Annotated in this window: 24 protein-coding genes; 15 read left to right on the top strand and 9 right to left on the bottom strand. The window is 72.8% G+C overall.

The genetic code is table 11. The features are described from left to right. Window positions 1-115: 115 nt before the first annotated feature. From NYZ98_RS29055 to NYZ98_RS29045, 3 genes are read right to left on the bottom strand one after another with little or no spacing between them, the layout of a single operon-like run. A complete protein-coding gene (locus NYZ98_RS29055; RefSeq protein ID WP_262846751.1) occupies window positions 116-1,726 on the bottom strand; it encodes an ABC transporter permease in 1,611 nt (536 codons plus the stop codon). After that, complete coding sequence (locus tag NYZ98_RS29050) at window positions 1,723-2,706, bottom strand: ABC transporter ATP-binding protein (RefSeq protein WP_262846750.1); 984 nt, start codon at window positions 2,704-2,706, stop codon at window positions 1,723-1,725. The genes NYZ98_RS29055 and NYZ98_RS29050 overlap by 4 nt, the downstream gene beginning before the upstream one ends. Further along, window positions 2,703-3,374: a TetR/AcrR family transcriptional regulator gene (locus tag NYZ98_RS29045; protein ID WP_262846749.1), complete on the bottom strand. Its 672-nt coding sequence runs from the start codon at window positions 3,372-3,374 to the stop codon at window positions 2,703-2,705. The genes NYZ98_RS29050 and NYZ98_RS29045 overlap by 4 nt, the downstream gene beginning before the upstream one ends. A 188-nt stretch (window positions 3,375-3,562) precedes the next feature. On the opposite strand from NYZ98_RS29045, the gene NYZ98_RS29040 reads away from it, so the two are divergent. Next, entirely contained in the window at window positions 3,563-4,162 is a 600-nt protein-coding gene (locus NYZ98_RS29040; protein ID WP_262846748.1) for a Dps family protein, read from the top strand. Window positions 4,163-4,212: 50 nt separating this feature from the next. Here NYZ98_RS29040 and NYZ98_RS29035 read toward each other — a convergent pair whose 3' ends face one another. Continuing rightward, on the bottom strand, window positions 4,213-5,013 hold the full coding sequence (locus NYZ98_RS29035; RefSeq protein ID WP_262846747.1) for an IclR family transcriptional regulator domain-containing protein: 801 nt from the start codon (window positions 5,011-5,013) through the stop codon (window positions 4,213-4,215). Between the two features lie 66 nt (window positions 5,014-5,079). Then, on the bottom strand, window positions 5,080-6,525 hold the full coding sequence (locus tag NYZ98_RS29030) for an amidohydrolase family protein (protein WP_262846746.1): 1,446 nt from the start codon (window positions 6,523-6,525) through the stop codon (window positions 5,080-5,082). Between the two features lie 204 nt (window positions 6,526-6,729). Between NYZ98_RS29030 and NYZ98_RS29025 the strand changes: the two genes are divergently transcribed. From NYZ98_RS29025 to NYZ98_RS28975, 11 genes are all read left to right on the top strand, one after another. Beyond that, entirely contained in the window at window positions 6,730-7,917 is a 1,188-nt protein-coding gene (locus NYZ98_RS29025) for a CaiB/BaiF CoA transferase family protein (protein ID WP_262846745.1), read from the top strand. Beyond that, window positions 7,914-8,753 (top strand): citryl-CoA lyase, encoded by an 840-nt coding sequence (locus NYZ98_RS29020; protein WP_262846744.1) that lies wholly within the window; start codon window positions 7,914-7,916, stop codon window positions 8,751-8,753. The genes NYZ98_RS29025 and NYZ98_RS29020 overlap by 4 nt, the downstream gene beginning before the upstream one ends. Beyond that, on the top strand, window positions 8,746-9,609 hold the full coding sequence (locus NYZ98_RS29015) for a DODA-type extradiol aromatic ring-opening family dioxygenase (RefSeq protein ID WP_262846743.1): 864 nt from the start codon (window positions 8,746-8,748) through the stop codon (window positions 9,607-9,609). Before NYZ98_RS29020 ends, NYZ98_RS29015 begins: the two co-directional genes overlap by 8 nt. Then, complete coding sequence (locus NYZ98_RS29010) at window positions 9,606-9,965, top strand: hypothetical protein (protein ID WP_262846742.1); 360 nt, start codon at window positions 9,606-9,608, stop codon at window positions 9,963-9,965. Before NYZ98_RS29015 ends, NYZ98_RS29010 begins: the two co-directional genes overlap by 4 nt. Before the next feature lie 138 nt (window positions 9,966-10,103). Then, on the top strand, window positions 10,104-10,958 hold the full coding sequence (locus tag NYZ98_RS29005) for a shikimate dehydrogenase (RefSeq protein ID WP_262846741.1): 855 nt from the start codon (window positions 10,104-10,106) through the stop codon (window positions 10,956-10,958). A 12-nt stretch (window positions 10,959-10,970) separates the two neighbouring features. Further along, window positions 10,971-12,797 (top strand): bifunctional sugar phosphate isomerase/epimerase/4-hydroxyphenylpyruvate dioxygenase family protein, encoded by a 1,827-nt coding sequence (locus NYZ98_RS29000; RefSeq protein WP_262846740.1) that lies wholly within the window; start codon window positions 10,971-10,973, stop codon window positions 12,795-12,797. 36 nt (window positions 12,798-12,833) lie between these two features. Next, window positions 12,834-13,505 carry a TetR family transcriptional regulator gene (locus tag NYZ98_RS28995; RefSeq protein WP_262846739.1) on the top strand — a complete coding sequence of 224 codons (672 nt, stop codon included), beginning with the start codon at window positions 12,834-12,836 and terminating at the stop codon, window positions 13,503-13,505. A 150-nt stretch (window positions 13,506-13,655) separates the two neighbouring features. Continuing rightward, window positions 13,656-14,816 (top strand): ABC transporter substrate-binding protein, encoded by a 1,161-nt coding sequence (locus NYZ98_RS28990; protein ID WP_262846738.1) that lies wholly within the window; start codon window positions 13,656-13,658, stop codon window positions 14,814-14,816. A 48-nt stretch (window positions 14,817-14,864) separates the two neighbouring features. Then, complete coding sequence (locus NYZ98_RS28985) at window positions 14,865-15,734, top strand: branched-chain amino acid ABC transporter permease (protein ID WP_262846737.1); 870 nt, start codon at window positions 14,865-14,867, stop codon at window positions 15,732-15,734. Then, window positions 15,731-17,524 carry a branched-chain amino acid ABC transporter ATP-binding protein/permease gene (locus NYZ98_RS28980; RefSeq protein ID WP_262846736.1) on the top strand — a complete coding sequence of 598 codons (1,794 nt, stop codon included), beginning with the start codon at window positions 15,731-15,733 and terminating at the stop codon, window positions 17,522-17,524. The genes NYZ98_RS28985 and NYZ98_RS28980 overlap by 4 nt, the downstream gene beginning before the upstream one ends. After that, complete coding sequence (locus NYZ98_RS28975; RefSeq protein WP_262846735.1) at window positions 17,521-18,237, top strand: ABC transporter ATP-binding protein; 717 nt, start codon at window positions 17,521-17,523, stop codon at window positions 18,235-18,237. The genes NYZ98_RS28980 and NYZ98_RS28975 overlap by 4 nt, the downstream gene beginning before the upstream one ends. Window positions 18,238-18,296: 59 nt before the next feature. On the opposite strand, the gene NYZ98_RS28970 is transcribed toward NYZ98_RS28975, so the two are convergent. The 4 genes from NYZ98_RS28970 to NYZ98_RS28955 all read right to left on the bottom strand — a co-directional run bounded on the left by NYZ98_RS28970 (window position 18,297) and on the right by NYZ98_RS28955 (window position 20,708). Beyond that, on the bottom strand, window positions 18,297-19,298 hold the full coding sequence (locus NYZ98_RS28970; protein WP_262846734.1) for an NAD(P)-dependent alcohol dehydrogenase: 1,002 nt from the start codon (window positions 19,296-19,298) through the stop codon (window positions 18,297-18,299). A gap of 50 nt (window positions 19,299-19,348) precedes the next feature. Then, entirely contained in the window at window positions 19,349-19,573 is a 225-nt protein-coding gene (locus NYZ98_RS28965; RefSeq protein ID WP_262846767.1) for a helix-turn-helix transcriptional regulator, read from the bottom strand. 2 nt (window positions 19,574-19,575) lie between these two features. Next, entirely contained in the window at window positions 19,576-20,001 is a 426-nt protein-coding gene (locus NYZ98_RS28960) for a hypothetical protein (protein ID WP_262846733.1), read from the bottom strand. 128 nt (window positions 20,002-20,129) lie between these two features. Beyond that, entirely contained in the window at window positions 20,130-20,708 is a 579-nt protein-coding gene (locus tag NYZ98_RS28955; protein ID WP_262846732.1) for a TetR/AcrR family transcriptional regulator, read from the bottom strand. A gap of 156 nt (window positions 20,709-20,864) precedes the next feature. Between NYZ98_RS28955 and NYZ98_RS28950 the strand changes: the two genes are divergently transcribed. The 3 genes from NYZ98_RS28950 (at window position 20,865) to NYZ98_RS28940 (ending at window position 26,314) form a co-directional block, all read left to right on the top strand. Next, window positions 20,865-22,058, top strand: coding sequence for an FAD-dependent monooxygenase (locus NYZ98_RS28950; RefSeq protein WP_262846731.1), 1,194 nt, complete (start codon window positions 20,865-20,867; stop codon window positions 22,056-22,058). A 268-nt stretch (window positions 22,059-22,326) separates the two neighbouring features. Beyond that, window positions 22,327-25,032, top strand: a complete 2,706-nt coding sequence (locus NYZ98_RS28945) for a hypothetical protein (RefSeq protein ID WP_262846730.1) — start codon at window positions 22,327-22,329, stop codon at window positions 25,030-25,032. A 16-nt stretch (window positions 25,033-25,048) separates the two neighbouring features. Further along, on the top strand, window positions 25,049-26,314 hold the full coding sequence (locus tag NYZ98_RS28940) for a hypothetical protein (RefSeq protein WP_262846729.1): 1,266 nt from the start codon (window positions 25,049-25,051) through the stop codon (window positions 26,312-26,314). Window positions 26,315-26,382: the final 68 nt, after the last annotated feature.

The following is a 26,382-nucleotide window of genomic DNA, read 5'->3' as shown; positions in this document are numbered from 1 at the left end:
CTTTTTGGGTATAAGACAGGTTTCCCCGGAGACAGGGTCGCGTCAAGAGCCTTTACCCTGAACGCCATTTCACAGATAGTTGAATGATCACCACCCTGCGTGACCGTGACGGATCTCAGCCGACGGGAAGGTCGCGGTGCCGCAACCCCAGCAGCCCGAGCCCGGTGAGGGCCGCCGCGAGGGCCGTCAGCACGGCGAGCGGCGGCACGGACAGGTCCCCGCCCGGAAGCGGCGGGACATGGGCGAACACCGACAGGCCGGTCACCCACCCGCCCAGCCGGAGCTCGGCGCCCACCCAGCCGAGCAGCAGGCTCGCCGCGAGCACGGCGAAGGCACCGGCCGCGAGGCGGGGCAGCAGGCCGGCCAGCGCGAACGCCAGACCGGCGAACACCCACACCGCGGGCAGCTCCGCGAGGGCGGCGCCCAGCAGCCGGGGCAGCTCCCGCCCGACGTGACCGGTGTTCATCCCGTGCGCGAGCCCGGCGGCGGCCCCGGCCAGGACCAGCCCGGCGGCCGGGCCGAGCAGCCCGAAGGCGAGGTGGCCGCCGGCCCAGCGCAGCCGGCCGACCGGGGCGGCCAGCAGGGGTTCGGCCCGCCCGCCGCTCTCCTCGGCCCGGAGCCGGAGCACCGCCTGGACCGCGTACCCGGCGGCGACCAGGCCGAGCAGCGTCATCATCGCCGTGAGGTACTGGTCGGCGAGGGCGCCCCGGCCGCCCAGCCGGGCCAGGGCGTCCCGCGCCGCCGGGGAGCCGCCGTCCAGCAGCTCGCCGACGCTCTGGGCGATGCCGCCGAGCACGAGGCCGAGGACGGTGAAGCCCGCGGCCCGTGCCAGCAGCGGCCCCCGGTGCAGCCGCCAGGCCAGCGCGAGGGGGGTGCGCAGGCCGGGCGCCGCGGTGGCCGGGCCCAGGCGGGCCTGGAACAGGCCGCCGCCGAGGTCGCGCCGCGCGGACAGGGCGGCGGCCGACGCCGTGAGCGCGGCGACCGCGCAGGCGGCGAGCCCGAGTACCCACCAGCGTTCGCCGGCGAACGGCCGCATCCGGTGCGCCCAGCCGATCGGCGAGAGCCAGGAGAGCCCGCCCAGCCCGCCGCCGGACCGCGCGCTGACATCACCGGCGCCCCGCAGCAGGAACGCGGCCACCAGGACGGTGATCCCGGCGCCCCTGGCTCCCCCGGCGCCGGAGGTGAGCTGGGCGGCCACCGCGCCGACGCCGGCGAAGACCCAGCCCGCGGCGGCGAGCCCGAGCCCGTACGCCAGCGAGCCGGTGGCGGGCAGCCCCGCGCCGGTCAGCGCCAGGGCCGACAGCAGCCCGAGGACCAGGGCGGCCCCGCAGGTGGCGGCCAGGGCGGCGGCCAGGCCCGCGTGGCGCCCGACGGCGGTGGCGCCGATCAGCTCGCGCCGGCCGGCCTCCTCCTCGGCGCGTGTGTGCCGCACGACCATGAGCACGGCGGCCAGGGCGACCACGACGGGGATGAACCCCGCGCGCCAGGTCACCAGCTCGCCGAGGCCGGAGCCGCTCAGGGGGCCGTAGGTCACGGTGAAGGCCGCGTTGTGGACGCTGGTGGCGGCGTACGCCGCGCGCGCCTGCGCGGTGGGGTACCCGGCGTCGAACGCGGAGACGAACGCCACGGGGATCAGGCAGGGGATGACCACCCACACCGGCATCAGCGCCCGGTCCCGCCGCAGGATCAGCCGGACGAGCCCGCCGGTACCGGTCAGCGTGCTCATCGCGACGCCTCCGCGCTCTCGCCGGCCGAGGCGGTCGAAGCGGTCGAGCCGGTCGAAGTGGCCGAGCCGGTCGAAGTGGTCGAAGCGGTCGCCCCGGTCCGGTGGTAGTGCCGCAGGAACAGCTCCTCCAGCGTCGGCGGCCGGCTGACCAGGCCGCGCACGCCCGCCGTGGCGAGCCGGCCCAGCACCGGGCCGAGCGCGTCGGTGTCGACGTCGAAGAGCACCCGGCCGTTCTCCGTGCGCAGGTCGTGCACGCCGGGCAGGCCGGCCAGCCCGTCCGCCGGGCCCGCCAGGTCGGCCTCGACGAAGGTGCGGGTCAGGTGGCGCAGGCCGGCCAGGGTCCCGGTCTCGACGGCCCGGCCGTCGCGGATGATGGTGAGCCGGTCGCACAGCGCCTCGACCTCGGCCAGGATGTGGCTGGACAGCAGCACCGTACGGTCGCCGCGCCGCTGTTCCTCCCGGATGACGTCGCGGAACACCTCCTCCATCAGCGGGTCCAGTCCCGACGTCGGCTCGTCGAGCAGCAGCAGCTCCACGTCCGAGGCCAGGGCGGCGACCAGGGCCACCTTCTGCCGGTTGCCCTTGGAGTAGGCGCGGCCCTTCTTGCGGGGGTCCAGGTCGAAGCGCTCCAGCAGGTCGGCGCGGCGGCGCCGGTCCACCCCGCCGCGCAGCCGGCCGAGCAGGTCGATGACCTCGCCGCCGGACAGGTTCGGCCACAGGGTGACGTCACCGGGCACGTACGCGAGGCGGCGGTGCAGTTCGGGCGCGCCGGCCCACGGGTCGGCGCCGAGCAGCAGCGCGGTGCCCGCGTCTGCGCGTGTCAGGCCCAGCAGGATCCGGAGCGTGGTGCTCTTCCCCGCGCCGTTGGGCCCGAGGAAACCGTGGACCTCGCCGGTGCGTACCACCAGGTCCAGGCCGTCCAGCGCCCTGGTGGCGCCGAACGTCTTGACCAGCCCGGCCACCGAGACGGCGTCGCTCATCGTGATCCTCCTTGTGTGGGTGCGGGCCCGCGCGGGGTCGCGGGGCCGGCCGGGGACGGCGTCCTGTCAAGGGCCTCCCTGGCCGCGGCGGCCTCCTCCAGGCTGAGCAGGGGGTGGGAGTGGATGTCGAGCAGGGCCCGCATGAGCAGCCGCTCGCCTTCGGGGCCGGACAGGTCGGCGCCCATGCCCCTGGACACGTGCCGCCGCAGGATCCCGATGCCCAGCGCCATCGCGGCGATCACCGCCGACCGGACCCTGGGCCCGACGTCGGGCGGGTCGGGACGGCTCCGGTCGGCGTCGGCGAGCCAGCCCTCGCCCAGGGCGACCATCTCGTCGAACAGCGGCGCGGCGCCTCCCTCGATCAGGGAGCGCGCCAGATAGGCCTGGTAGGGGCCCAGCGCGGCGAGCGGGTTGAGGTCGGGGGCGCCGCCCGCGGCCTGGGAGTTGAGGCGGCGGACCGTCTTGACCAGGTGGGCGTCGCACGCCTCGAGGAGCCCCTGCTTGGAGCCGAAGTGGTGGCGCACCAGGCCTGAGGACACCCCGGCGGCCACGGCGATCCCCCGGATCGTCGCCCGCTCGAATCCGTGCTCCCCGAACTGCGCCATGGCCGCGTCCCTGATGCGGGCGCGGGCCGTGAGGTCCTCGGGGTCGGCCGTCGTCACTGCCATCCGTCCTACCTTCAGGTGTGGCTTACTACTCGACAGTGCAGGATACTACACCTGTGTGTAGTCCCCGGTCCAGAGCGGGGCGACCGAGAGCGTCTTGTCCGTTTTTAGGGCTCTTGAGGCGCTCTGTTGGGACATTCGCGGGAACGTCTGAGCGCATCCTGATGTGTCGTGCGATGAGGGGACCTGCATTGGCTGTCAAGCGCTCCACCAAGGCCGGGCGGAACGGCAGCAGCCAGCCGTGGCTGCACCTCGACAACGTCCAGATCCAGGCCTTCGGCACCGTCCGCCAGTTCCCGCTGGGCCTCTCCTTCGACGCCAGGATGTACTCCTGCCAGCGGCTCAACCAGATCCTGGCCGACACCCAGATCCTCTACAGCCTGTACAAGAAGCACCACTGGCTGATGCGCGGCCCGACGTTCTACCAGTTGCACCTGTTGCTGGACAAGCACGCCGGCGAGCAGCTCGCGCTGGTGGACGTGCTCGCCGAGCGGGTGCAGACCCTCGGCGGCGTCGCGGTCGGCGACCCCCGGCACGTCGCGGAGATCACCGTCATCCCGCGCCCGCCCGACGGGGCCGAGGGCGTCCCCTCGATGCTCTCGCGCCTGATCGAGGCGCACGAGACCATCCTCGTCGCCGCCCACGACGCGGCGTCGCGCGCCGACGAGATGGGCGACGACGGCACCAACGACGTGCTGGTCTCCGACATCATCCGCACCGGCGAGCTGCAGACCTGGTTCCTGATCGAGCACCTGGTCGACACCCCCCTCATCGACACGCCCCACGGCTGAGCCGCCGGCGGCCGGTCGGGAAGGTGGCGGCGGTCAGGGGCGCCGTACGGTCAGGAGGCCGTGACCTGGGGGACGGAGTCGTACAGGGCCCAGTCGGCGCTGATCGCGGCCGAGGTCCGCAGCAGCAGCGGCAGGTGTTCCTCGGTCAGCTTCTCCACCGAGGTCTCCGCGGCGTGCGCGTTGACGTTGACGGCGGCGATGACGTTGCCGAGCCCGTCGCGCAGCGGCGCGGCCACCGACCGGATCCCGGGGGCGAGCTGCTCGTCGGTCAGCGCCCAGCCCTTGGCCCGCACCGCGCGCAGCGCCGCCTCGCGCTCGCCGGGGGCCGGGCGCCAGCGCGGCTCGATGCCCGACCGGCTGGGCTGCGCGAGGACCCGCTCCACCTCGGCGGGCGCGAGCCCGGCGAGCAGCACCTTGCCCAGGGAGGTCTGCAGCGCGGGGAACCTGGTCCCGACCTGCACCGACAGGGTGACGATCTTCGGGACCGCCACCCTGGCGACGTAGACGATGTCGGATCCGTCGAGCTGGGCGATGGACGACGACTCGTGCGTCCGCTCCACCAGCCACTCCATGTGCGGCCTGGCGACCTCCCACAGCCCCATCGAGCGGACGTAGGAGACGCCCAGTTCGAGCACGCGGGGGGTGAGGGCGAAGCCGTTCCGCTCGGCCCTGGCGTACCCGAGCTCCTGAAGGGTCAGCAGGATGCGCCGCGCCGTCGGGCGGGCCAGCCCGGCGGCGGCGGCCACCTCGGCCAGGGACATGACGGGGTGTCCCGGCCGGAACGCCCGGATGACGTCGAGGCCGCGCGCCAGCGCCTCGATGAAGTCGGGTCCGGTCTCACCACGGGTCATGAAGGGCCTCTCCTGCTCGGATTCCCCGACTCTAGACGGTGGGGACGGCCGCTCCTGCGATGGCGGTCACCGGGTGTGCGTCGAGGCGCTGTGGTAGTCGGTGTAGGTGTAGGGATTGTCCAGGACGGTGGTCTCGGGGATGTCGGGGTTCATCCCCTTGAGCCAGGCCTCCTCGCCCATGGCCGACCGCAGGTGCTCGATGGTCCGCTCGACCCCGAGGCGTGCCCCGGCCAGGTCGACGCCGACCAGGCGGTGCTCGTGCTTGACCACGCGCCCGTCGACCAGCACGGTGTGCACGTCCCCGCGCTGGGCCTGGAACGCGACGTGGCCGTAGGGGTTGAGCAGGGGGAACGAGACCGGCGAGGCGTCGTTCTTGATCAGGACGATGTCGGCCTTCCGCCCGGGCGCGAGGAGCCCGAGGTCGTGGTCGCGGCCGATGGCGCGGGCGCCTCCCCGGGTGGCCCAGTGGACGACCTGGTCGGCGCGCAGGCCGCTGTGGGTGACCGTCTCCCCCTTGGCGTGGGCCTCGAAGTGCTCGCGGGAGCGGTCGGCGCCGAGCGTGGCGTGCATGGCGGAGAACAGGTCGCCGCTCCACCACACGCTGGTGTCCATGGACAGCGACACCGGGATGCCGTGGGCGCGGACGGCCCAGGTGGGCGGGTAACCCTGGCCGGCGCTCTGCTCGCTCTCGGTGGACACCGAGATGCCGCCGCCGGTGGCGGCGATGCGGTGGTAGGAGTCCGCCGACAGCGAGGCGCCGTGCACGTACACCGTCTCGGGGGTCATGAAGCCGTGGTCGTACATGAGGCGGATGCCGTCGTCGCCGGTGGCGCCCCAGACGCCGGCGTGGGTGGTGACCGGGACGCCGAGCTCGCGGGCGACCTCGAAGGCGGGCTTCTCGGGGAAGGCGGGGTCGCCGGTGACGTCGAACGCGATCTGGAAGCCGAGCATGTCGCCGCCGGCGATCCTGGCGGCGAAGTCACGGAACTCCGGCGCGCCGGTCCACTCGGCGGGCGGGCGCTGGATGTTGCCGTAGGCGAGCACGAACCGGCCGGGCACCGACCGCAGCGCGTCGGCGGCGGCGTCGGCGTGCTCGACCGTCTGCAGCCCGTGGGACCAGTCGACGACGGTCGTGACGCCCGCGTCGACGGCCTCGATCGCGGCCAGCACGTTGCCCGCGTGCACGTCCTCCGGCCGCCACAGCCTGCCGTACTCCAGGTAGTACCAGACGAAGTACTGGGTCAGGGTCCAGTCGGCGCCGTAGCCGCGCATGGCGGTCTGCCACATGTGCCGGTGGGTGTCGATCATGCCGGGCATCACGATGCCGTCGGTCGCGTCGATCACGATGGTGCCCTCGGGGACCGGCAGGTCCGGCCCCACGGCGGTGATCCGGTCGCCGGTGACCAGGACGTCGGCGCGGTGGATCACCTGGCGCCCGTCGTCCATCGGCAGGACGGTGCCGCCTCGCAGCACCAGGGGCCGTCCAGGCTCGAACTCGCTCCGCTTGACCATCGGTGTCTCCTCACCGCACGTGCGACCAGGACACGGGTCGGTTTGCCGGACCTCTGTCCGCTGTGCGTCAGCTTGTTCGTCGTTACTCTGATCAGGGTCGCCATGGATGTCAATAGGTTCGACACACTGGTGACACACTCGGCTGCTATGCCAGAATCGCTCCAGCGGACATATGTCCGCCCGACGGACGGAGGGCGAGGCCGGATGACGAGCGCTGTACCCGAGGACAGGCCAGGGGCCGGGCCGCTGTCAGGTGTGCTGGTGGCCGACTTCTCCCGCATCCTGGCGGGCCCGTACGCGACCATGCTCCTGGCGGACCTGGGCGCCGACGTCGTCAAGGTCGAGGGCCCCAAGGGCGACGACACCCGATCCTGGACGCCCCCGGTGCGGGGCGAGGTGTCCACGTACTACCTGGGCGTCAACCGGGGGAAGCGGTCGATCGCGCTGGACCTGCGCGACGAGGCCGACGCCGGGACGGCCAGGGAGCTGGCGCGCCGCGCCGACGTCGTGGTGGAGAACTTCCGGCCGGGCGGCCTGGCCAAGTACGGGCTCGACTACGCGTCGGTGCGGGCGGGCAACCCCGGGGTCGTGTACGCCTCCATCAGCGGGTTCGGCTCGGGCCCCGGCAGCCGGGTGCCCGGGTACGACCTGATGGTCCAGGCCATCTCGGGCCTGATGAGCCTCACCGGCGACCCCGGCGGCCCGCCGTACCGGGCCGGGATCTCGGTGTTCGACGTGATGGCCGGCAACCACGCCGTGATCGGTGTCCTCGCCGCCCTGCGGCACCGCGAGGCCACCGGGCAGGGCCAGCACGTCGAGGTGAACCTGCTGTCGTCGGCGCTGACCGGGCTGGTCAACCACAGCTCCGCCTACGTCGCGGGCGACGTCGTGCCGTACCGCATGGGCAACGCGCACCCGAGCGTGTTCCCCTACGAGCCGCTGCCCACCGCCGACAACGACCTCATCATCGCCGCCGCCAACGACGGGCAGTTCCGCCGGCTCTGCGAGGTCCTCGGGATCCCCGAGGTCGCCGACGACCCCCGGTTCGCCGGGAACGCCGGCCGGACGGCGCACCGCGAGGAGCTGCGGCCCATCCTGGTCGAGCGGCTCGCCGGGCGCGGCGCGGTCGAGTGGTTCGAGCTGCTGGTGGACGCGGGGGTGCCGAGCGGGCCGATCAACACCATCGACGGCGGCTTCGCGATGGCCGAGCGGATGGGGCTGGACCCGGTCGTCGAGGTCGGCGAGGGCGACCGCGCCGTGCCGACGACCCGCCATCCGATCCGGTTCTCCGCGACCCCGGCCGGCTACGCGCTGCCGCCGCCGGAGCTCGACGAGCACGGCGCGGAGCTGCGCGCCTGGCTGGCCGGACCCGGCGAGGGGCAGGCGCCGTGACCGAGCGGATCGACCGGCCGCGCTACGACACCGCCCTGGGCGCCGCCACACCGGAGACGATCACCCTGCTCGGCCACGACCTGGCCGAGGACGTGATGGGCAAGGTCGGGTTCGGCGAGCTGGCGTTCTGGCTCGCGGCCCAGCGGCGGCCCACGCCGGGCGAGACCCGGGTGTTCGAGGCCGTGCTCGCCGCACTGGCCGACCACGGGTTCACGCCGACCGCGATCGTGACCCGGCTGACGTACCTGTCGGCGCCGGACTCCGTCCAGGGCGCGCTGGCGGCCGGGCTGCTCGGCGGCGGGTCGCGCTTCCTGGGCGTCACCGAGGACAACGGCCGGTTCCTGCACGAGGTGCTGGCCTCGCTTCCGGGCCCGCCTCCGTCCGGCGAGGACGGCTGGGACGACCTGGCCCTGGCGACCGTGCGGGCCCGCCGCGAGGCGGGACGGTTCGTCCCGGGCCTCGGCCACCACGTGCACAAGCACGGCGACCCCCGCACGCCCCGGCTGATGGCCATCGCCACCGAGGAGGGCCTGTTCGGCCCGCATCTGTCGCTGTTCGCGGCGATCGGCAGGGTCCACCCGCGGGTGCTGGGCCGGACGCTGCCGCTCAACGGCGCCGGGGTGTGCGGCGCCGCGCTCGCCGACCTGGGGCTGCCGCTGGAGCTGCTGCGCGGGTTCGCCCTGCTCGCCCGGACCGCCGGGCTGATCGGGCAGCTCGCCGAGGAGCTGCGCCACCCCGTGGCGAACGACATCTTCCTGTCCGTGGACCTGAACAACCGGTCCGTCCCGCCCGATCCGTACCCCGCCGACGATGTGACCGGAGGTCCGCATGGCTGAGCTGGTCGCGGTGATCGCGTCCACCCACCACCCCTTCTACTATCGCGCCAGCACCGCCACCGGTGACGACCGGCCGCCCTTCGCCGACGAGTGGGTCCGCAAGGTGGAGGCGTTCCGGGAGACGCTGACCAAGGCGCGGCCGGACGTGCTGGTCATGGTGGGTTCCGACCATTTCCACCAGTTGTGGCTGGACAACATGCCGCAGTTCCTGGTCGGCAAGGCGCCCTTCTACGACGCGAACTTCTATAACGAGGAGCGCGAGTTCGGCCTGCCGAAAATGCTGTGCCGGGGCCAGGAGGACCTGTCGGCCCACCTGCTGCGGGAGGGCATCGACGCGGGGTTCGACCTCGCGTTCTCCAACGAGCTGCGGATCGACCACTCGATCACCTGCCCGATCATCACGCTGCGCCCGCAGAACGACCTGCCGATCGTGCCGATCTACACCAACATCTTCGCCCCTCCCCTGCCACGGCCCCAGCGGTTCGTGCAGCTCGGGCAGACGATCCGCCGGATGGTCGAGTCCTGGCCGTCGGACCAGCGCGTCGCGGTCATCGGCACCGGGCACCTGTCGCTGGAGCTGGGCGGGCCGCGCCAGTTCGGGCCGACGGGACCCGACCCGGTCTTCGACCGCAAGGCCGTCGAGTGGATCTCGTCGGGCGACCTGGAGGGCTGCCTGTCGGAGGTCACCCTGGACAGCCTCCACCTGCCCGGCAACGCCACCCACGGCTTCATGGACTTCATGCTGATGATGGGCGTCGCGGGCGAGGGCCGTAAGGCCGACTACGTGGACACCTATGATCTGTTCCACACCATGGAGGCGTACTTCACCTGGTATCCCGCAGGAGGCCGCCCGTGAGCAAGTACCTGCTGAACAAGTTCCTGTTCACCGTCGACCGCGACCCCGAGCTGGTCGAACGCTACCGCGAGGACCCGGCGGCGACGGTGGCGATGTGGGAGGACGCCTACGCCAACCGCCTGCTCAACTGCGTCCAGGAGGAGTCCTCCACCTGGCTGCGGCTCGAGGAGGCCGAGCGCGCGGCCCTGGTCGCCCACGACTACCCCGCGCTGTTCGAGCTGGGCGCGCACCCCTTCCTGACGCTCACGCTGTTCATCGCCATGTTCGAGCGCGACCACGGGCCGATGGGCTTCCAGACCGAGTACGCCCGGCGGGTCGCCCACATCTCGATGCCCTACCCCGACATCGCGACCTGAGCCCTCCCGGCACCAGCGAGCCGAGCCGCTCCCGGCCTTCTCAGGGGGCGGCTCGCCGGGTTATACATTAACGTACTAGTTCGTACATTTAGGAGCCGCGCCGCCCCCGCACCCGGGTCCCGGGAGAATGAAGAACCGATGACGTCGTATCTGGTCGGGCTGATCGGCTCGGGCATCGGCCCGTCGCTCAGCCCCCCGCTGCACGAACGCGAGGCCGACCGCCACGGCCTTCGCTACCTCTACCGGCTCATCGACATCGCCGAACTCGGGCTCGCGCCGGAGGCCGCGGGCGACCTGGTCCGCGCGGCCCGGCGCCTGGGCTTCACCGGGCTCAACATCACCCACCCCTGCAAGCAGACCGTCATCGGGCACCTGGACGAGCTGTCCCCCGACGCCGAGATGCTCGGCGCGGTCAACACCGTGGTGTTCGACGGCGAGCGCGCAACCGGCCACAACACCGACTGGACGGGCTTCGCCGAGTCCTTCGCGCGCGGCCTGCCCGAGGCGGCCACCCGCCGGATCGTGCAACTGGGCGCGGGCGGCGCCGGCAGCGCCGTCGCGCACGCGCTGCTCACCCTCGGCGCCGACCAGATCGCCCTCGTGGACGCCCGGCCCGAGCGCGCGGGCGCGCTGGCCGCCCGGCTGTCCCGCCGCTTCGGCGAGGGCCGCGCCGTGGCCGCCGGCACCGACCGGCTGCCCGCCCTGCTGGCCGGCTCGGACGGCCTGGTCAACGTCACCCCCAGCGGCATGGCGGCCCACCCCGGCCCCCCGCTCGACGTCGACCTGCTCACCCCCGCGCTGTGGGTGGCCGACGTGGTGTACCGGCCGCTGGAGACCGGCCTGCTGCGGCGGGCGCGCGCGCTCGGGTGCCGCACCCTGGACGGCGGCGGCATGGTGGTCTTCCAGGCCGCCCACTCCTTCCGCCTGTTCACCGGCTACGAGCCCGACACCGAGCGGATGCTCGGCCACCTGACCGATCTCGTCAGCACGTGAGGAACGGGACACATGCGCAAGTCCATCGCGACGGTGTCGCTGAGCGGCCCGCTGGAACGCAAGCTCACCGCCGTCGCCGACGCCGGCTTCGACGGCGTGGAGATCTTCGAACCCGACCTGCTGGCCGGCTTCCCGAGCCCGGAGGACGTCCGCGCCCGCGCCGCCGACCTCGGCCTGCGCGTCGACCTGTACCAGCCCTTCCGCGACTTCGAGGGGGTGGGCGCCGAGGCGCTGGCCCGGAACCTGCGCCGGGCGCGGCACAAGTTCGAGGTCATGGAGCGCCTCGGCGCCGACCTGCTGCTGGTCTGCTCGAACGCCTCCCCCGAGACGATCCCCGACGACGAGCTGGCCGCCGGCCAGCTCTACCGGCTCGCCGAGCTGGCCGCCGGGCACGGGATCAGGATCGCCTACGAGGCGCTGGCCTGGGGGCGGCACGTCGGCGACTACGCGCACGCGTGGCGGATCGTGCGGATGGCCGGCCACGACCACCTGGGCCTGTGCCTGGACAGCTTCCACATCCTGTCGCGCGGGTCCGATCCTGCGGGCATCGAGGAGATCCCCGGCGAGAAGATCTTCTTCCTGCAGCTCGCGGACGCCCCCCTGCTCGCCATGGACACCCTGCGGTGGAGCAGGCACCACCGCTGCTTCCCCGGCCAGGGCGGGTTCGACCTGGCCGGGCTGCTGGCGCACGTCCTGCGCGCCGGCTACGACGGCCCCCTGTCCCTCGAGGTGTTCAACGACGTCTTCCGCCAGGCCGACACCGCGCGGACGGCGGTGGACGCGATGCGCTCCCTCATCGCCCTGGAGGAGGACGTGGCCGCGCGGCTGCCCGGGTCCCTCGCGGCCGTGCCGCCGCCGGTGCCGCCCACGGGCTTCGCCTTCGCCGAGCTGGCCGCCCCGGCCACCGCCGACCTGGAACCCCTGCTGACCGCGCTCGGTTTCGCCAGGCGGGGCGTCCACACCGGCAAGCCGGTCGAGCTGTGGGCCCAGGGGGAGGCCAGGATCCTGCTGAACGCCGGGGTGCCCGCCGACGCCGCCGCACTGACCGCCGTCGGGCTGGAGTCCCCCGACCCCGCGGGCGCGGTCAAGCGCGCGCGGGCGCTGCTCTCCCCGGTCCTGCCGCGCCGCCGCGCCCCGGGCGAGGCCCCGCTGGACGCCGTCGCGGCCCCCGACGGCACGGCGCTGTTCTTCTGCCGCACCGCGCGGCCCGACCACCCGAGCTGGACCGGCGACTTCGCCCCGGCCGGGGGGCGCGCCCCCACCGGGGAGATCACCCACATCGACCACGTGGCGCTCACCCAGCCCTGGCACCACTTCGACGAGGCCTCGCTGTTCTACCGCAGCGTGCTCGGCCTGCGCCCGCGGGAGAGCCTGGAGCTGGCCGATCCCTACGGCCTGCTCATGAGCCGCGCGATGTCCGGCGCAGCCGGTGCGGTCCGCATCGTGATCAACGTGGCCTACGTCGGCGGGCACGCCTCCGCGCCGGACGCCCCCTGGCAGCACGTCGCGCTGGCCAGCCGGGACATCATGGCGACCGCCCGCAGGCTGCGCGCGATCGGCGGGGTGGTGCTGCCGATCCCGGCCAACTACTACGACGACCTGCGCGCGTGCCACGACCTGGACCCCGGCCGCCTGCGCGACTTCCAGGACCTCGGCCTGCTGTACGACCGGGACGAGGACGGCGAGTTCCTCCACCTGTACACCGTCACCGCCGGGCGGCTGTTCTTCGAGGTGGTGCAGCGGTCCGGCGGCTACGAGGGGTACGGGGCGCGGAACGCGCCGATCCGGCTGGCCGTCCAGCACGCCCCCGCTGACGGGCACCACATCGCTCTAAGATGAGGCCCGACCCGGATTCGCCCTTCCCAGTGGAGCCCCATGTCCGCCCAGCCCGCCGCCCGCGCCCCCGGGGACCGCCAGCGTGACCCCGACCGCACCCGGGCGGAGATCCTGGCGGTCGCCCAGCGGGAGTTCGCCCGGCACGGGTACGCCGGCGCCCGGGTCGACGACATCGCCGCGCTGACCCGCACCACCAAGCGGATGATCTACTACTACTTCGGCGGCAAGGAGCAGCTCTACGTGGCGGTACTGGAGAAGGCCTACTCCGAGGTCAGGGCGGTGGAGCGGACCCTGGACGTGGAGCACCTGCCGCCGGTCGAGGCGATCAGGACGCTGGCGGAGCTGACCTTCGACCACCACGACGCCCACCGCGACTTCATCAAGCTGGTCAGCATCGAGAACATCCACCAGGCCGAGCACATCCGCAAGTCGGAGGCGCTGGCCAACCTGGGCGCCCCCGCCCTGGACCTGATCTCGCGGATCCTGGACGCCGGGCAGGCCTCCGGGGTGTTCGTCACCGAGGCCGACGCCGTCGACGTGCACATGATGATCAGCGCGTTCTGCGTCTTCCGCATCTCCAACCAGCACACCTTCGGCGCGCTGTTCGGCCGGGACCTGACCTCGCCCGACCACCGCGCCCGGCACCGCACGATGATCGGCGAGATGGTCGTGGCCTACCTGACCGGAGCGGGCGAGCGGGCCGTGCCCTGAGAGCGGCGCCCGGCAACCGTTGCGCATTCGAGATTCCCCAGGGACGCCGGCGCGTCGTATAACTAACGTACTCGTTCGTACATTACGTCCGTGTGTCGGGGACATCGCGGATCCGGCACCGCCACCCCCCATCTCCAACGAGGTGAAACCGTGTTCCCCAGCCCACTTCACCGGATCCTGACCGCACCGGCCGCCGTCCTTTCCCTCCTGGTCCTCACCTCCTGCTCGGCCCCCGGCGAGCAGGCCGGCGCCGGCGAGAGCGGCACCGGGCCGATCAAGGTCGCCAACGTCAACGCGCAGAGCGGCCAGCTCAGCTCGCTCGGCAAGTGGGAGAACAAGGGGGTCAAGCTCGCGATCGACGAGGTGAACAAGAGCGGCGGGATCAACGGCCGGCAGGTCCAGCTCGACCTGTTCGACGACCAGGGGGACCCGACGGTCGGGACCAACCTCGGCCGCAAGATCGCCGACGGCGGCTACGTCGCGATGCTCGGCACCGCCGAGAGCGCCGTCACGCTCGCGATGGCGCCCATCCTGAAGGACGCCAAGATCCCCAACATCACGTCCGGCCAGTCCCCCAAGCTCGCCGGCCTGAAGAGCCCCTTCCTGTTCCTCAACGCGCCCACCAGCGTCACCTACGACGAGACGCTCGCCAAGTACCTCGTCGAGACCAAGGGCCTGAAGAAGATCGCGCTGATCAGCAACAACGGCACCTACGGCACCGGCGAGCACGACGCCTTCCTCGCCTCGCTGAAGACGCGCGGCGTCACCCCCCTGGCCGACGAGGTCGTCACCCCCGACCAGAAGGACTTCAGCGCCGCGCTGACCGGCATCAGGGACAAGGAGCCCGAGGTGCTGTTCATCGGCGCCGAGGAGGTCGAGTCCGGGCTGATCGCCAAGCAGGCCCGCGAGCTCGGCGTCAAGGCCGTCCTGGCCGGCGGCGCCCCGATGGGCACCGAGCCGTACCTGACCACCGCCGGGCAGGACGCCACCGAGGGCGCGGTCGTCAGCTCGCCGTACCTGACCAACGACGCCACCGAGGCCACCCGCGCCTTCGCCGCCGCCTACAAGACGGCCTACGGCGAGGAGGCCGAGGTGCACGGCGCCAAGGCCTACGACGGGGCCCGCATCCTGGTCGAGGCGCTCAAGGCGACCGGCGGCGCCGGCGGCCAGAAGCTCGCCGACGCGATCCGCGCGACCAAGTACGCCGGCCTGCTCGGCGACTTCGCCTACGACGAGTCCGGGGTCGGCATCCACGCCACCCAGATCGCCGTCATCAAATCGGGCGAACTCGTCCCCGAGACCGCGAGCTGACCACCCCCCGTCGTCCGGGGCGGCCCCCGCCCCGGACCAAGGAGAACCATGCGGGCATTTCTGCAGACCCTCATCGGAGGGATCGGCTTCGGCGCGGTGTACGCGCTGGTCGCCATGGGCTTCTCGATCGTCTACCGCACGATGGGCCTGGTCAACTTCGCCCACGGCAGCGTGGTGATGATCGGCGCGTACGCCGCCTCCACCTTCTCCATGACCGTCGCCCTGCCGTTCCCGGTCGCCATCGTGATCGCCATCGTGGTGACCGGGCTGATCGGCCTGGTCATCGAGCGGGTCCTGCGCCCGCTGGAAGGCCGCGACTTCGACCTCATGCTGATCGGCACCATCGGCTTCGGCACCGTCCTTGAAGCGCTGGCGATCCTCATCTGGGGCGCCACCGGCCACGCCGTGCCCTCGCCGGTGGGATCGGCGCCGCTGGACGTGTTCGGCGTCCGGGTCCGCGCCTACAGCCTGGTGGTCATCGCGGTCGCCGCCGGCGCGACCGTCCTGCTGGCCCTGTTCCTGCGGCGGACCAAGCTCGGCGCCGCCATGCAGGCCGTGGCCATGGACCCGCAGGCCGCCACCGCCGTCGGCGTCCACGTCGGGCGCAGCAACGCCATGGCGTTCGCCATCGGCGCCGGGCTGGCCGCCCTGGCCGGCGGCCTGATCGGCCCGATGCTGTACGTCAGCCCGGTCATGGGCGGGTCGCTCGGCATCAAGGGCTTCGCGGCGGCGATCTTCGGCGGCTTCGGCAGCATCCCCGGCGCCATCGTCGGCGGGATGGCCTTCGGGATCCTGGACTCCTTCGCCGCCGGGACCTTCCAGGGGTACTCCGAGCTGGTCGTCTTCCTGGTGTTCACCGTCGCGATCATGATCCTGCCCACCGGCATCTTCGGCGAGAGGACGGTGAACCGCGCGTGAGACGTCTCGCCCTGATCCCCCTGGCGGTCGCCGCCGTGCTCCTGCCGTACGGCCTGGACCGCTACGCGATCCACGTGGTCGACGTCGCGATCGTCTTCGCCCTGCTCGGCATCGGCCTCGGCCTGGTCATGGGGGTGGCCGGCCAGGTCAACCTCGCCCAGATCGCGTTCTTCGGCATCGGCGCCTACGCCTGCGCCATCCTGACCACCCGGGCCGGGCTGGGGTTCTGGGTGGCGGCGGCCCTGGCGGTGCTGGTCGCCGTCGCGGTCGGCCTGGTCGTCGCCATACCCGCGTTGCGCGTGCAGTCGCACTACCTGGGCATCGTCACCCTCGGCCTGGCCCTGGCGTTCATCAACTGGATCACCAACACCCCCGAGGCCGGCGGGTCGGAGGGCATCAGCGACCTGCCCGTCCCGCCGATGTTCGGGATCGACCTGACCAGCGAGCACCTGTTCTACTACCTGGAGATCGTGGTCTTCGCGATCGGCCTGGCCTTCGCGCTGTTCGTGGTCGCCTCTCCCCTGGGCCGCCGGATGCGGGCGATGCGCGACGACAGCCTGGCCGCCGGGGCGCTCGGCGCCGACATCCCGCTGCTGCGCGTCACCGCGTTCGTCCTGTCCGGCCTGTACGGCGGGCTGGCCGGGGTCCTGTACGCCGGCCTGATCCGCTACGTGGCGCCGGAGACCTTCAGCGTCGCCAACATGTTCCTGCTGCTGGCCATGGTCATCATCGGCGGGCGGCAGAGCATCCTCGGCTGCGTGGCCGGGGCCGTCGCCCTGTCCCTGCTGCGCGAGGTGCTGGCCGACTTCTCGGTGTACGCCCAGCTCGGGTACGGCACGGTCGTCGTGCTGATGGTGGTGTTCGCCCCCACCGGCCTGGCCGGCCTGCCCCGCCTGCTGCGGGCCCGGCTGTCGCGTCACCGGAGCGGCGAGCGTGCCGAGCTGCGGCCCTTCACCCCCGATGACCCGGCCCCGGTCCAGGGCGGCGGCGACATGCTGGAGGTCCGCGGCGTCAGCATGCGCTTCAAGGGGCTGCGCGCGCTGGAGGAGGTGTCGCTGACCGTGCCGGCGGGCCAGATCCGCGGCGTGGTCGGCCCCAACGGGTCGGGCAAGACCACCCTGTTCAACATCGTCAGCGGGTTCTACGTCGCGACCGCCGGCCGGGTCCTGCTGGAGGGAGACGACGTGGGCGGGGTCGCGCCGTACCGGCTCGCCCGGCGCGGGGTGGCCCGCACCTTCCAGAACCTGCGCCTGTTCGGCGACCTGACCGTCCGGGAGAACCTCCTGGTGGCCCTCGACCACACCCGCACCGCCTGGACCTGGCGGTACGTGGCGCTCCCGCACGCCGTCGTCCGGCACGACCGCGCCCTTCGCGACCAGGCGGCCCGGCTGCTGGACCGGTACGGCCTCACCGCGTTCGCCGACGCCCAGCCGCGCTCGCTCCCGTACGGCATCCAGCGCCGGATCGAGATCGCCCGCGCCATGGCGCTGTCCCCGCGCCTGCTCCTGCTGGACGAGCCCGCGGCCGGGCTCAACGGCGAGGAGGTGCTCCGGCTGGCCGAGATGGTCCGCTCGCTGCGCGCCTCCGGCGTCACCATCGTGATCATCGAGCACAACATGGGGCTGGTCATGTCGCTGTGCGACCAGGTGACCGTCCTGTCCGGCGGCCGGGTGATCGCCGACGGCCTCCCCGGGGAGGTCGCCGTGCTCCCCGAGGTCGTCGAGGCGTACCTGGGCGAGCCCGCCTACCTGTCGGACGACAACGAGGACGCCCCGGAGGCCGCGCGATGACCGGACCCGAGCTGAGCGTGGCCGGCCTCGGCGTGAACTACGGCGGCGTGCGCGCGGCCCACGACATCGCCTTCACCGTCGCGCCCGGCGAGGCGGTCGGCATCATCGGCGCCAACGGCGCCGGCAAGACCTCCACCCTCAAGGCGATCATGGGCCTGGCCCCGAGGGTCGTGCGCACCCTGCGGTTCGGCGAGCACGACCTGGCGCGGATGCCCGCCCACCAGGTGGTCCGCGCCGGCATCGGGTACGTCCCCGAGGGCCGGCACGTCTTCCCGGGCCTGACGGTGGACAAGAACCTCCTGCTGGGCGCCTACACCCGCAAGTGGGACGCGGAGACCAAGGGCTCGCTGGAGGAGGTCTTCACCATGTTCCCCGTGCTGGGCGAGATGCGCCACCGCCTGGCCGGGGCGCTGTCGGGCGGGCAGCAGCAGATGCTGGCCATCGGGCGGGCCCTGATGTCCCGTCCCCGGCTCATGGTCCTGGACGAGCCCTCCATGGGCCTGTCCCCCAAACTGGTCGGCGAGATCCTGCTCGCCCTGCGGCGGCTCAACGAGGAGGGGCTGAGCATCCTGCTGGTGGAACAGAACGCCAAGCTGACGTTCGAGGTGACCAGCCGCTGCCTGGTGATGGAGAACGGCGAGATCGCCATGACGGGGACCTGCGCCGCCCTGCGCGGCGACCCGACCGTGCGCCGCGTCTACCTCGGCGTCTGACCCGCCGCCCGCCTCGGCGCGGGACCCGGCCCGCGCCGCGTCCCGCCTGAGGTGCTGCCTCACACGGTGATGACGATCTTGCCGGCCGCGCGGCCGCTCCTGAGGTGGCGGATGGCCTCGGGGACCTCGCCCAGGGGGTAGGCGCGGTCGACGACCGGCGTGAGGCCGCCGGACGCGGCCAGGCCGCGCAGCAGCTCCAGGTCCTCCGCGTTCGCTCTGGACAGCAGGGCGCGCAGGTTCTGACGCGCGAACGGCGACACCACCATCGCCTGGAGCTGGCGGCCCACGCCCCCGAGCCACCGTCCGCCCACTTCGGCCCCGACGATGACGATGGTCCCCCGGGGGGCGAGGACCCGCCGGAGACGGGACAGGCGGCGCCCGCCCGCGGTGTCGAGGATCAGGTCGTAGCGTCCGGCCCCCTCGGTGACGTCCTCGCGGGTGTGGTCCACGACGTGGCGGGCGCCGATCGACCGGACCAGTTCCGCCTTGGCCGGGCCGCACACGCCGGTCACCTCCGCGCCGTACGAGGCGGCGAACTGGACCGCGAAGGTCCCGACGCCGCCGCCCGCGCCGATGACCAGCACCGTGCGGCCCGCGAGGTCCCCACCGGCCCGCAGGCCCTGGAGGGCGGCGAAGGCCGAGGTGGGGATGACCGCGGCCTGCTCGAAGGTGAGCCCGGCCGGCTTGGCGGCGAGCCGGTCCTGCGGGGCGCACGCGTACTCGGCGTAGGAGCCGTCGCAGGTGCCGAACACCTCGTCGCCGGGCCGGAACCGGGTCACGTTCCGGCCGGTCGCCTCGACGTGGCCCGCGACGTCCGTCCCGAGGACGCGGGTCTTCGGCCTGAGCAGCCCGAAGCCCGCGAGCCTGACGGGGTACGGCAGGCCGGTGGCGAGGTGCCAGACGCCGTGGTCGACGCCGGCCGCGCGCACGCGGACCAGGACGTCATCGTCGCCGGGCACCGGCCTGGCGACGTCGCCGGGCTCCAGCAGGTCGGGGGAACAGTAGGCGTCCCTGGCCATCGCCTTCATGGTGGTCACGCCGTTCCGGGTGTCACTGGGCATGGTGTCGCCTTTCCTGGTGCACAGGGGTGGGACGGGGGGGTGCGGGACGGCTACGCGTCGGTGCCGGGGTACTGGAAGACCTCGTCCAGCGAGACGCCGAAGACCCGGGCGATCTGGAACGCCATCTCCAGCGAGGGCGAGTAGCGGCCCTGCTCGATGGCGATGACGGTCTGGCGGGTCACTCCGATGCGGTCCGCCAGGTCGGCCTGCGTCATCTCCCCGCAGGAGAAGCGCAGGGCACGGATCGAGTTGGTGACCTTGGTGGGCCTGCCCATGGTCACAGGCCCCGGTGGTACGCGACGATCTTCACGGTGGAGGACGTGAGCGCGTCGAGGGCGAATCCCAGGTAGAGCGCGTTGGCGATCCAGAAGTGCGCGAAGCCCGCCATCGTCAGGACGAGCGCCACCACGGCGCCCGCGGCCAGGACGTAGTACCCGGCGTTCTGGCCGTGCCGGTGGATCCTGGTGTCCCGTTCGTCCTTCTTGTCGGCGTCCTTCGGGGAGACGATCGCGGCCACGATGGTCGCGACGATGTTCGCGGCCACCGAGACGCCGACGGCCGTGAGCATCGGCCCCACGTAGGCGACGCCCGCGGCCTCGGTGTCCGCGAGCCGCCCGAGGACGATCACGAAGTAGACCGCGGGCACGCCGACCGCCATGCCGGCGTAGATCCACGCGCGTTTCTCCTCGAAGGACATGCCCATGCCTGCTCCTATGTAAAGAAAACTAGACATGGTCAATGTAAAGCAAAGAGAACACCATGTCTAGTTTTCTATACTCCGGTGGCGGGCCCGGGACGGAAGGGGCGCAGGGACCGGCTCACCCGCGGTGGTCAGGGTCGCGGGCGCAGGCCGTCCATCACGACCGTGACGAAGGCACCGGCGAGCTCCGGGGACGCCTCGCCCGAACGCGCGATCGCGTACGTCACCTCGCCCAGCATCACCGTGACGACGGTCATGTCGATGTCGGTCCTGATCGCCCCGGCCTCGCGCGCCCGGCCGATCAGGCCGGAGGCGACCTTGCGGAGCTCGGCCCGCCGGGCGGCGGTCAGGGGCGCCTCCAGTCCCTCGACCCGCTCGCTCATGATCCAGTGGGCGGCCTGGAACTCGATCAGCTCCAGCAGGAAGGCGCGCAGGGCCGCCGCCGGGTCGGGCAGGGCCAGCGCGTCGCCGGCCCGCCGGATGAGCGGGTCGAGCAGGTCGGCCACGGCCGCGTCGACGAGCGCGTCCTTGGTACCGAACGCCCGCACCACCGTCGCCGCCCCGAGCCCCGCCCGGCGGGCGATGGTCTCCACGGTGACGGTGGCCCCGCGCTGGGCGAGAAGCGACTTCGCGGCCTCCAGGGCCAGGTGCCGGTTGCGCACGGCGTCCGCGCGGCGTGGCCGCGTCTGTCCCGGATCGGAGGTTGACATCTGGAATGGTCCTTCCATATCGTCAACTGGAGTGCTCATTTCACTTAGCCTATGAGTCCAGGGAGGGCCCATGCAAGCATTTCCCAGCACCCCGGACGCACCCGCCCGGCGACCGGCGGCGGCCGGCGCCGCCCGCCGGACCGCGGTGACGGTCCGATGAATCCGCGGATCCTGATCTCGGGCGCGGGCATCGCCGGGCTCACCCTCGCCCACTGGCTGGCCGGATACGGTTTCGAGCCCACGGTGGTCGAGCGCGCCCCGCGCCCGCGCCACGGCGGCAACGGCGTCGACGTGCGTGACCAGGCCATCGAAGTGGCCACGCGAATGGGGCTCATGCCGCGCGTCCGGGCGGCCAGGGCCGACGTGGTGGGCATGGCGTTCGTGGACGCCACCGGCCGAGGCCTGGCCCGGATGGACCTGCGGGCCACCGGCGACGAGGTCGAGATCATGCGCGGCGACCTCGTGGCGCTCCTGCACGAGAAGGCCCAAGGCGGCGTCGAATACCTCTACGGCGACTCCGTCCGGAGCCTCGGGCAGGACGGCGACGGTGTGAGCGTCACCTTCGAGCAGGGCGGCCCGCGCAGGTTCGACCTGGTCATCGGGGCCGACGGCATCCACTCCACCGTCCGCGCGCTCGCCTTCGGACCGGAGGCGCGGTTCCTGCGCCACCTGGGGCACTACGGCGCCTTCGCCGAGGCCGACCCCGCCCTGGGCGAGGACCGCTGGGTGACGGCCTACAACGAACCCGGCAGGATGGCGGGCGTCTACCGCTCGGGCAACCACGCGGGCGCCAAGGCCAACTTCGTCTTCCACCGGCGCGATCCGATCGCCTACGACCAGCGTGACATCGAGGGTCACCGGCGGATCCTGAGCGAGGCCTTCGCCGGCATGGCCTGGCGGGTGCCCGAGTTGCTCGCCGGGGCCCTGGCCGACCCCGACCTGTACTTCGACTCCCTCGCGCAGGTGCGCATGCCGTCGTGGTCGTCGGGACGGGTGGCCCTGGTGGGCGACGCCGCCTGCTGCGCCTCGCCGGTGTCGGGCTGCGGCGCCCGGCTGGCCATGGTCGGGGCCTACCGGCTGGCCGGTGAGCTGGCGGCCGCGGGCGGCGACCACGCGATCGCCTTCCGCCGGTACGAGGAGGGCTTCAGGACCGCGGCCCTGCGCATGCAGCGGGTCGGCCCCAACCTCCGCCTCATGGTCCCCAGGAGCGGCTTCGGCGCCCACGTCAGGAACGCGATCGCCGGGTCGCCGCTGCTGGACTCGCTGGCGGGCATGGAACGCATCCTGAGCCCCAAGGACACCGCGCCCCTGCCGGACTACGAACGCGGAACCCCCTCGCGCCGCCCGTGACGGCTCGCCGCCCTCCGCAGGCGCGTACGTGCCGGGGCCGGGCGGCGCCGTCCAGGGTGCGGAGGCCGGGGGCGGGGCCTGCGGATGAGTAGGGGGTTACTCATGTGCCGTCTCATGGACCCGGAGCACCCTTGGCCACGGCGGGTGTACGGGGAACGGGCCGCGGCGGGACGCCGCGTGGGGCCCGGCTCTTCGTGCCGCCGATACGGGGTGGCGGCCGGGGGAGCCGGTCGCCGGGGGCTTCACGTGCGCATGGGGAGTGATATCGGTGCTGACGGTCACCTTCACCGGCAGGACGGCCATTCCCTCGCCCTTCGTGGGCGCGGGGTACGGCATCTGGTCCTACAAGGTCGATCCGGGTGGTCCCGGCGACCTCCAGCCGGGTCAGCGGATCGCGATCGGGCTGCCACGGGACGTGGACCTGCGCGGACCCGAGCAGTTCCCGGGCGTGCCCCTGCTGGAGGGGAGCTTCGTCCAGCGGGACACGGCCTCCAGCCGCCAGTGGGCAGGGCGTGTCGTCGGCGGGACCGGCAATCTGACCATCTCCTTCGTGGCCCCGGCCTACGAGACCAGCTACGAGGTGCTGCTCGCCAAGGGCCCGTCGAGCCAGAACCTGACGCCGGCCACGTTCCTCGCCGGGGCGGGCGGCACGCCCAGCACCCTGCAGGTGATGCCTGCCCCGGTGACGGGCCCGCCCGTGTTCAACGGCCGCCCGCCGGCCGACTTCACCGGCACGCTCCCGTACGCCAGCGAGGTGTTCGGCGTGTACCAGCCGCTGGCCGGGTGGTTCGGGCGGCAGAACTCCCTCCGGGTCGCCGGTGCCACCGGCGGCGACCTCCTCGCGCGCCTCGCCGGCGAGGCGTTCACCGGCGACCGGGCGCGGACGCTGGACGGCGAGGCCCTGGGCGCCCTGGCCGCCGGCCTCCAGGACGCGACCGGCGGGGTGCTGTCGCCGGTCGGGCTGGTGAACCTGTTCCGCGAGTACTTCTTCGAGTTCGACACCTTCCTCGGAGCCCCCGCCGGGCACCTGTGGATCAGCCCTGGCGGCACCGTGGAGGTGGTGGAGACCAGCACGCGGCGCATGCTGGTGGAGCGGACCGCCGAACAGTCCGAGGAGGTCTCGCGCAAGGTCGAGGAGAGCCTCACCGAGCAGGACGACGTCGCCGACGCGGTCAAGGAGGACAACGCCAACGACTCCACCCTCGGCGTCAGCGCGACCGGAGGCGTCAACGCCGGCGTCTACCACGCCGACGCCAGCGCGAGCTTCAACCTCCAGACCACGGTCAAGCGGTCCTCCGAGCAGACCCACAAGCACACGCGCACGCAGAGCGCGAAGGTCACCAGCGAGATCAAGAGGAACTACAAGACCACGTTCAAGACGGTGACCGAGACCACCGACACCTCCAGCCGCCGGTACGTCGTGCAGAACACCTCAGGCGAGCTGGTCAACTACGAGCTGCGGCGCAAGATGCGCAAGGTCGGCGTCCAGCTCCAGCACATCGGCACCCGGCTGAGCTGGCAGGTGTACCTCGACGCCCCGGGCCGCGACCTCGGTCTCGGGGAGCTGGTGCACGTCGCGCCCGCGCCCGACCTGACGTCGGTCAAGAAGCCCGACCCGGTGCCGTACCCGGGGATCCAGCAGGTGACCCACCACCTGTCGGTGCCGTTCGTGCTGTACCAGGGGGCCGACGACGAGGCCACCGACACCTACCAGACCGAGCCAGAGAACATCGACCACGGCATCTTCAAACCGGACGTGGGGGCCGCCGACATCATCCAGTTCAGGTTCGACTACCCGTTGCCGCCTCCCCCGCCGGGCTACGCGCTCAGCAGGATCGGGTCCCTGGACTTCCACGGCGCCCAGGTGCGGTTCACCACCGACGCCCCCGACCTGGGCACCAACCCCGATCCGGTGCGGAACAAGCTCGCGGTCCGGCTCACCTACGCCAACTTCGCGGGCAACAAGTTCATGCCCTTCGACGCCATCATGGTGTACGAGCCGACCGCCGAGGCCAGGCAGGCCGTCGACAAGGCGAACAAGGACGCGGCGGACGCCTACGACGCCCAGGTCGCCGTGCTCCAGCGCGAGGCGTACGGCAACGCCGTGCGGGACCGCCTCAGGCTGATCAGCTCCACCCGCCCCCGGCCGTCGCAGGACCTGCGCGCCGAGGAGCGCCAGACCGTCTACGGAAGCCTGATCGACCGGCTGCGGCTGTTCCAGGACCCGCACCTGGGCTCGGAGCTGATCCGGCAGATCTTCGACGTGGACGAGATGCTGTACTTCGTGGCCCCCGACTACTGGCGGCCGGGCACCGTGGTCACCCACCCCACCAAGGACAGCGTCGGCAGGTACCCGGTGCCGGCGGCACCGTGGACGACGCCCGACCCGGCCGTGCTCGCGGGCCAGACCGTCGCCGGCTGGTACTCCCACACCGACGCCGACAACGCGCTCGACCCGCAGGGCCACGCCACCCCCGAGTGGCGCGTGAACTACCTCATGACCGAGGAGACCCAGCCGGCGCCGCTCGGCAGCTCGCTGGGGTGGCTGATCCAGGCCGACGGGGACCGGCGGCGCAGCGAGTTCCTCAACGCCGCCTGGGTCAAGGCGGTGCTGCCGGTACGTCCCGGCCACGAACTGGACGCGCTGGCGTGGCTCGCGCAGGCGGGCGTCGAGGGCGAGGCGGCGCTGGGCGTGCCCTACTCCGTGCAGGCGGGCGACCCGCCCGCGTACCAGGGCAAGACCGTCGGGGAGGTCCTGCGGCTCCTCGCCACCGGCCTGCAGGCGTCCAACCTCGACATCTCCAACACCCTGACCAGCGAGGAGGTGTTCGAGACCGGCTTCGACCCCCTCGACGGGGGCTTCCGGCCGGCCGCGCCCTACGAGGTCTTCGACCAGTGGGCCGAGGTGCTGCCGACCGATCAGCTGGTCGCCGTGCAGGTGCGCTACGACCCGAAGACGGGACAGCAACTGTGACCGGGGAGGCCGCCGCGTGACCTCGCGCGACACGCCCGCCTCGCTCCTGCTGGACGCCTTCTACACCGACGAGGCCGGCGTCAGGAACGCGCCCGGCAACATCGACGGCGCCCGGCCCCGGGGCACCCCCCTGCTGAGCAAGAACACGTTCACCACGGTCACGCCCCTGCCCGGCGGGGCCGTGCGGGAGAGCCCGCAGTCGTCGCGCGTGCCGATGACCAACAAGGCCAACCCCCGGCACAACCCGGCGCTCAAAGGCACGCCGATCCAGAACATTCCCCGGGACGAGAGGGACGAGCACCCCATCTGGGTCTACCTCTCGCCGTCGGTGGCCGCCCGTGCCACGGCGCTCGCCGGGGCGGCCTGGGACCCGCCGATCCGCGTCTCCATCCTGTACGGGGTCGGTTTCGAGATGAACCGGCACGGCCTGCGCTCGGCGGTGGCCGCGCGCGCCGAGCCCTCCGCGCTCGTCCTGGTGCCCGGCATCGAACCACCGGGGCCGCGCTGGGGGGTCGGCATCTCCGAACTGGACCTGCGCCGCCTGCTCGAAGGGGCGGCCGGCCGCCCGGTCACCTACCGCACCTCGGTGCTGGCGGCGTTCAGCACCGGGATCAACGGCCTCAACCAGACCCTGCTGCAGGACCTGGTCGACGTCGGCCGTACCGAGCGGGTGGTCATCTACGACTGCCTGTACGAGCAGAGCAGCGGGAGCACGGCGGCGGCGCTGGCCCGCGCGAAGTCCCGCGCGGGGCCCAACCTGAAGATCGTCGCCTACAAGTGCACGACCGGCGGCAACTCCCTCGACCCGCCCGGCGAGCTTGCGGTGGTCAGGAAGAACCCGGGGCTCATCCCCACGGCGGGGGTCGTCGACCTGTTCTACCGTCCCGCCTACACCGCGCTGGTCACCTTCCGCTGCCTGGACGCCGCGATCACCGACGGCGCCGTCACGCTCGCCCCCGGCACGTCCCTGCGGAGCGCGTTCGACGCCATGAAGGCCATCGCGCCCGCGCGCGGCACGGTGGTGAGCAGCGCCGCCACCTGGCGGCACGTCTTCGGCGCCGCCCCTCCCGCGTCCAAGGTCGTGTTCGAGACCTGGGCGAACGACAAGGCCAACCAGGCGGTGGTCCGCGCGTACCTCAAGGAACTCGGCTCTACGTCCAGGGCCGGGAGCGTCCGGCAGCTCATCTGGGGCAACCGCCTGCCGGGCTGGCCCGGCGGCGACGGCGAGGAGAACCACGACCTCCTGCTCCCCGACTTCGCCTGGGAGTACCTGCCGGCCTGACCGGCGGCCTGGGGCCCGGACGGTGCGGGCCCCAGGCCAGGCCGGGGGTCAGGCGGTGCGGGCCCCAG

This window comes from Sphaerisporangium corydalis (genome assembly GCF_025506355.1).
Taxonomy (GTDB): domain Bacteria; phylum Actinomycetota; class Actinomycetes; order Streptosporangiales; family Streptosporangiaceae; genus Sphaerisporangium; species Sphaerisporangium corydalis.
This window is presented reverse-complemented; position numbering and strand designations above follow the sequence as displayed.

Bases quoted from the DNA above. Each gene is read 5' to 3' on its own strand.
- NYZ98_RS28970 (WP_262846734.1), bottom strand. From the start codon at position 19,298: ATGCCCAGTGACACCCGGAACGGCGTGACCACCATGAAGGCGATGGCC.
- NYZ98_RS28960 (WP_262846733.1), bottom strand. From the start codon at position 20,001: ATGGGCATGTCCTTCGAGGAGAAACGCGCGTGGATCTACGCCGGCATG.
- NYZ98_RS28985 (WP_262846737.1), top strand. From the start codon at position 14,865: ATGCGGGCATTTCTGCAGACCCTCATCGGAGGGATCGGCTTCGGCGCG.
- NYZ98_RS29050 (WP_262846750.1), bottom strand. From the start codon at position 2,706: ATGAGCGACGCCGTCTCGGTGGCCGGGCTGGTCAAGACGTTCGGCGCC.
- NYZ98_RS29035 (WP_262846747.1), bottom strand. From the start codon at position 5,013: ATGACCCGTGGTGAGACCGGACCCGACTTCATCGAGGCGCTGGCGCGC.
- NYZ98_RS29000 (WP_262846740.1), top strand. From the start codon at position 10,971: ATGCGCAAGTCCATCGCGACGGTGTCGCTGAGCGGCCCGCTGGAACGC.
- NYZ98_RS29055 (WP_262846751.1), bottom strand. From the start codon at position 1,726: ATGAGCACGCTGACCGGTACCGGCGGGCTCGTCCGGCTGATCCTGCGG.
- NYZ98_RS28995 (WP_262846739.1), top strand. From the start codon at position 12,834: ATGTCCGCCCAGCCCGCCGCCCGCGCCCCCGGGGACCGCCAGCGTGAC.
- NYZ98_RS29025 (WP_262846745.1), top strand. From the start codon at position 6,730: ATGACGAGCGCTGTACCCGAGGACAGGCCAGGGGCCGGGCCGCTGTCA.
- NYZ98_RS28955 (WP_262846732.1), bottom strand. From the start codon at position 20,708: ATGTCAACCTCCGATCCGGGACAGACGCGGCCACGCCGCGCGGACGCC.
- NYZ98_RS29030 (WP_262846746.1), bottom strand. From the start codon at position 6,525: ATGGTCAAGCGGAGCGAGTTCGAGCCTGGACGGCCCCTGGTGCTGCGA.
- NYZ98_RS29015 (WP_262846743.1), top strand. From the start codon at position 8,746: ATGGCTGAGCTGGTCGCGGTGATCGCGTCCACCCACCACCCCTTCTAC.
- NYZ98_RS29045 (WP_262846749.1), bottom strand. From the start codon at position 3,374: ATGGCAGTGACGACGGCCGACCCCGAGGACCTCACGGCCCGCGCCCGC.
- NYZ98_RS28965 (WP_262846767.1), bottom strand. From the start codon at position 19,573: ATGGGCAGGCCCACCAAGGTCACCAACTCGATCCGTGCCCTGCGCTTC.
- NYZ98_RS28975 (WP_262846735.1), top strand. From the start codon at position 17,521: ATGACCGGACCCGAGCTGAGCGTGGCCGGCCTCGGCGTGAACTACGGC.
- NYZ98_RS29005 (WP_262846741.1), top strand. From the start codon at position 10,104: ATGACGTCGTATCTGGTCGGGCTGATCGGCTCGGGCATCGGCCCGTCG.
- NYZ98_RS28950 (WP_262846731.1), top strand. From the start codon at position 20,865: ATGAATCCGCGGATCCTGATCTCGGGCGCGGGCATCGCCGGGCTCACC.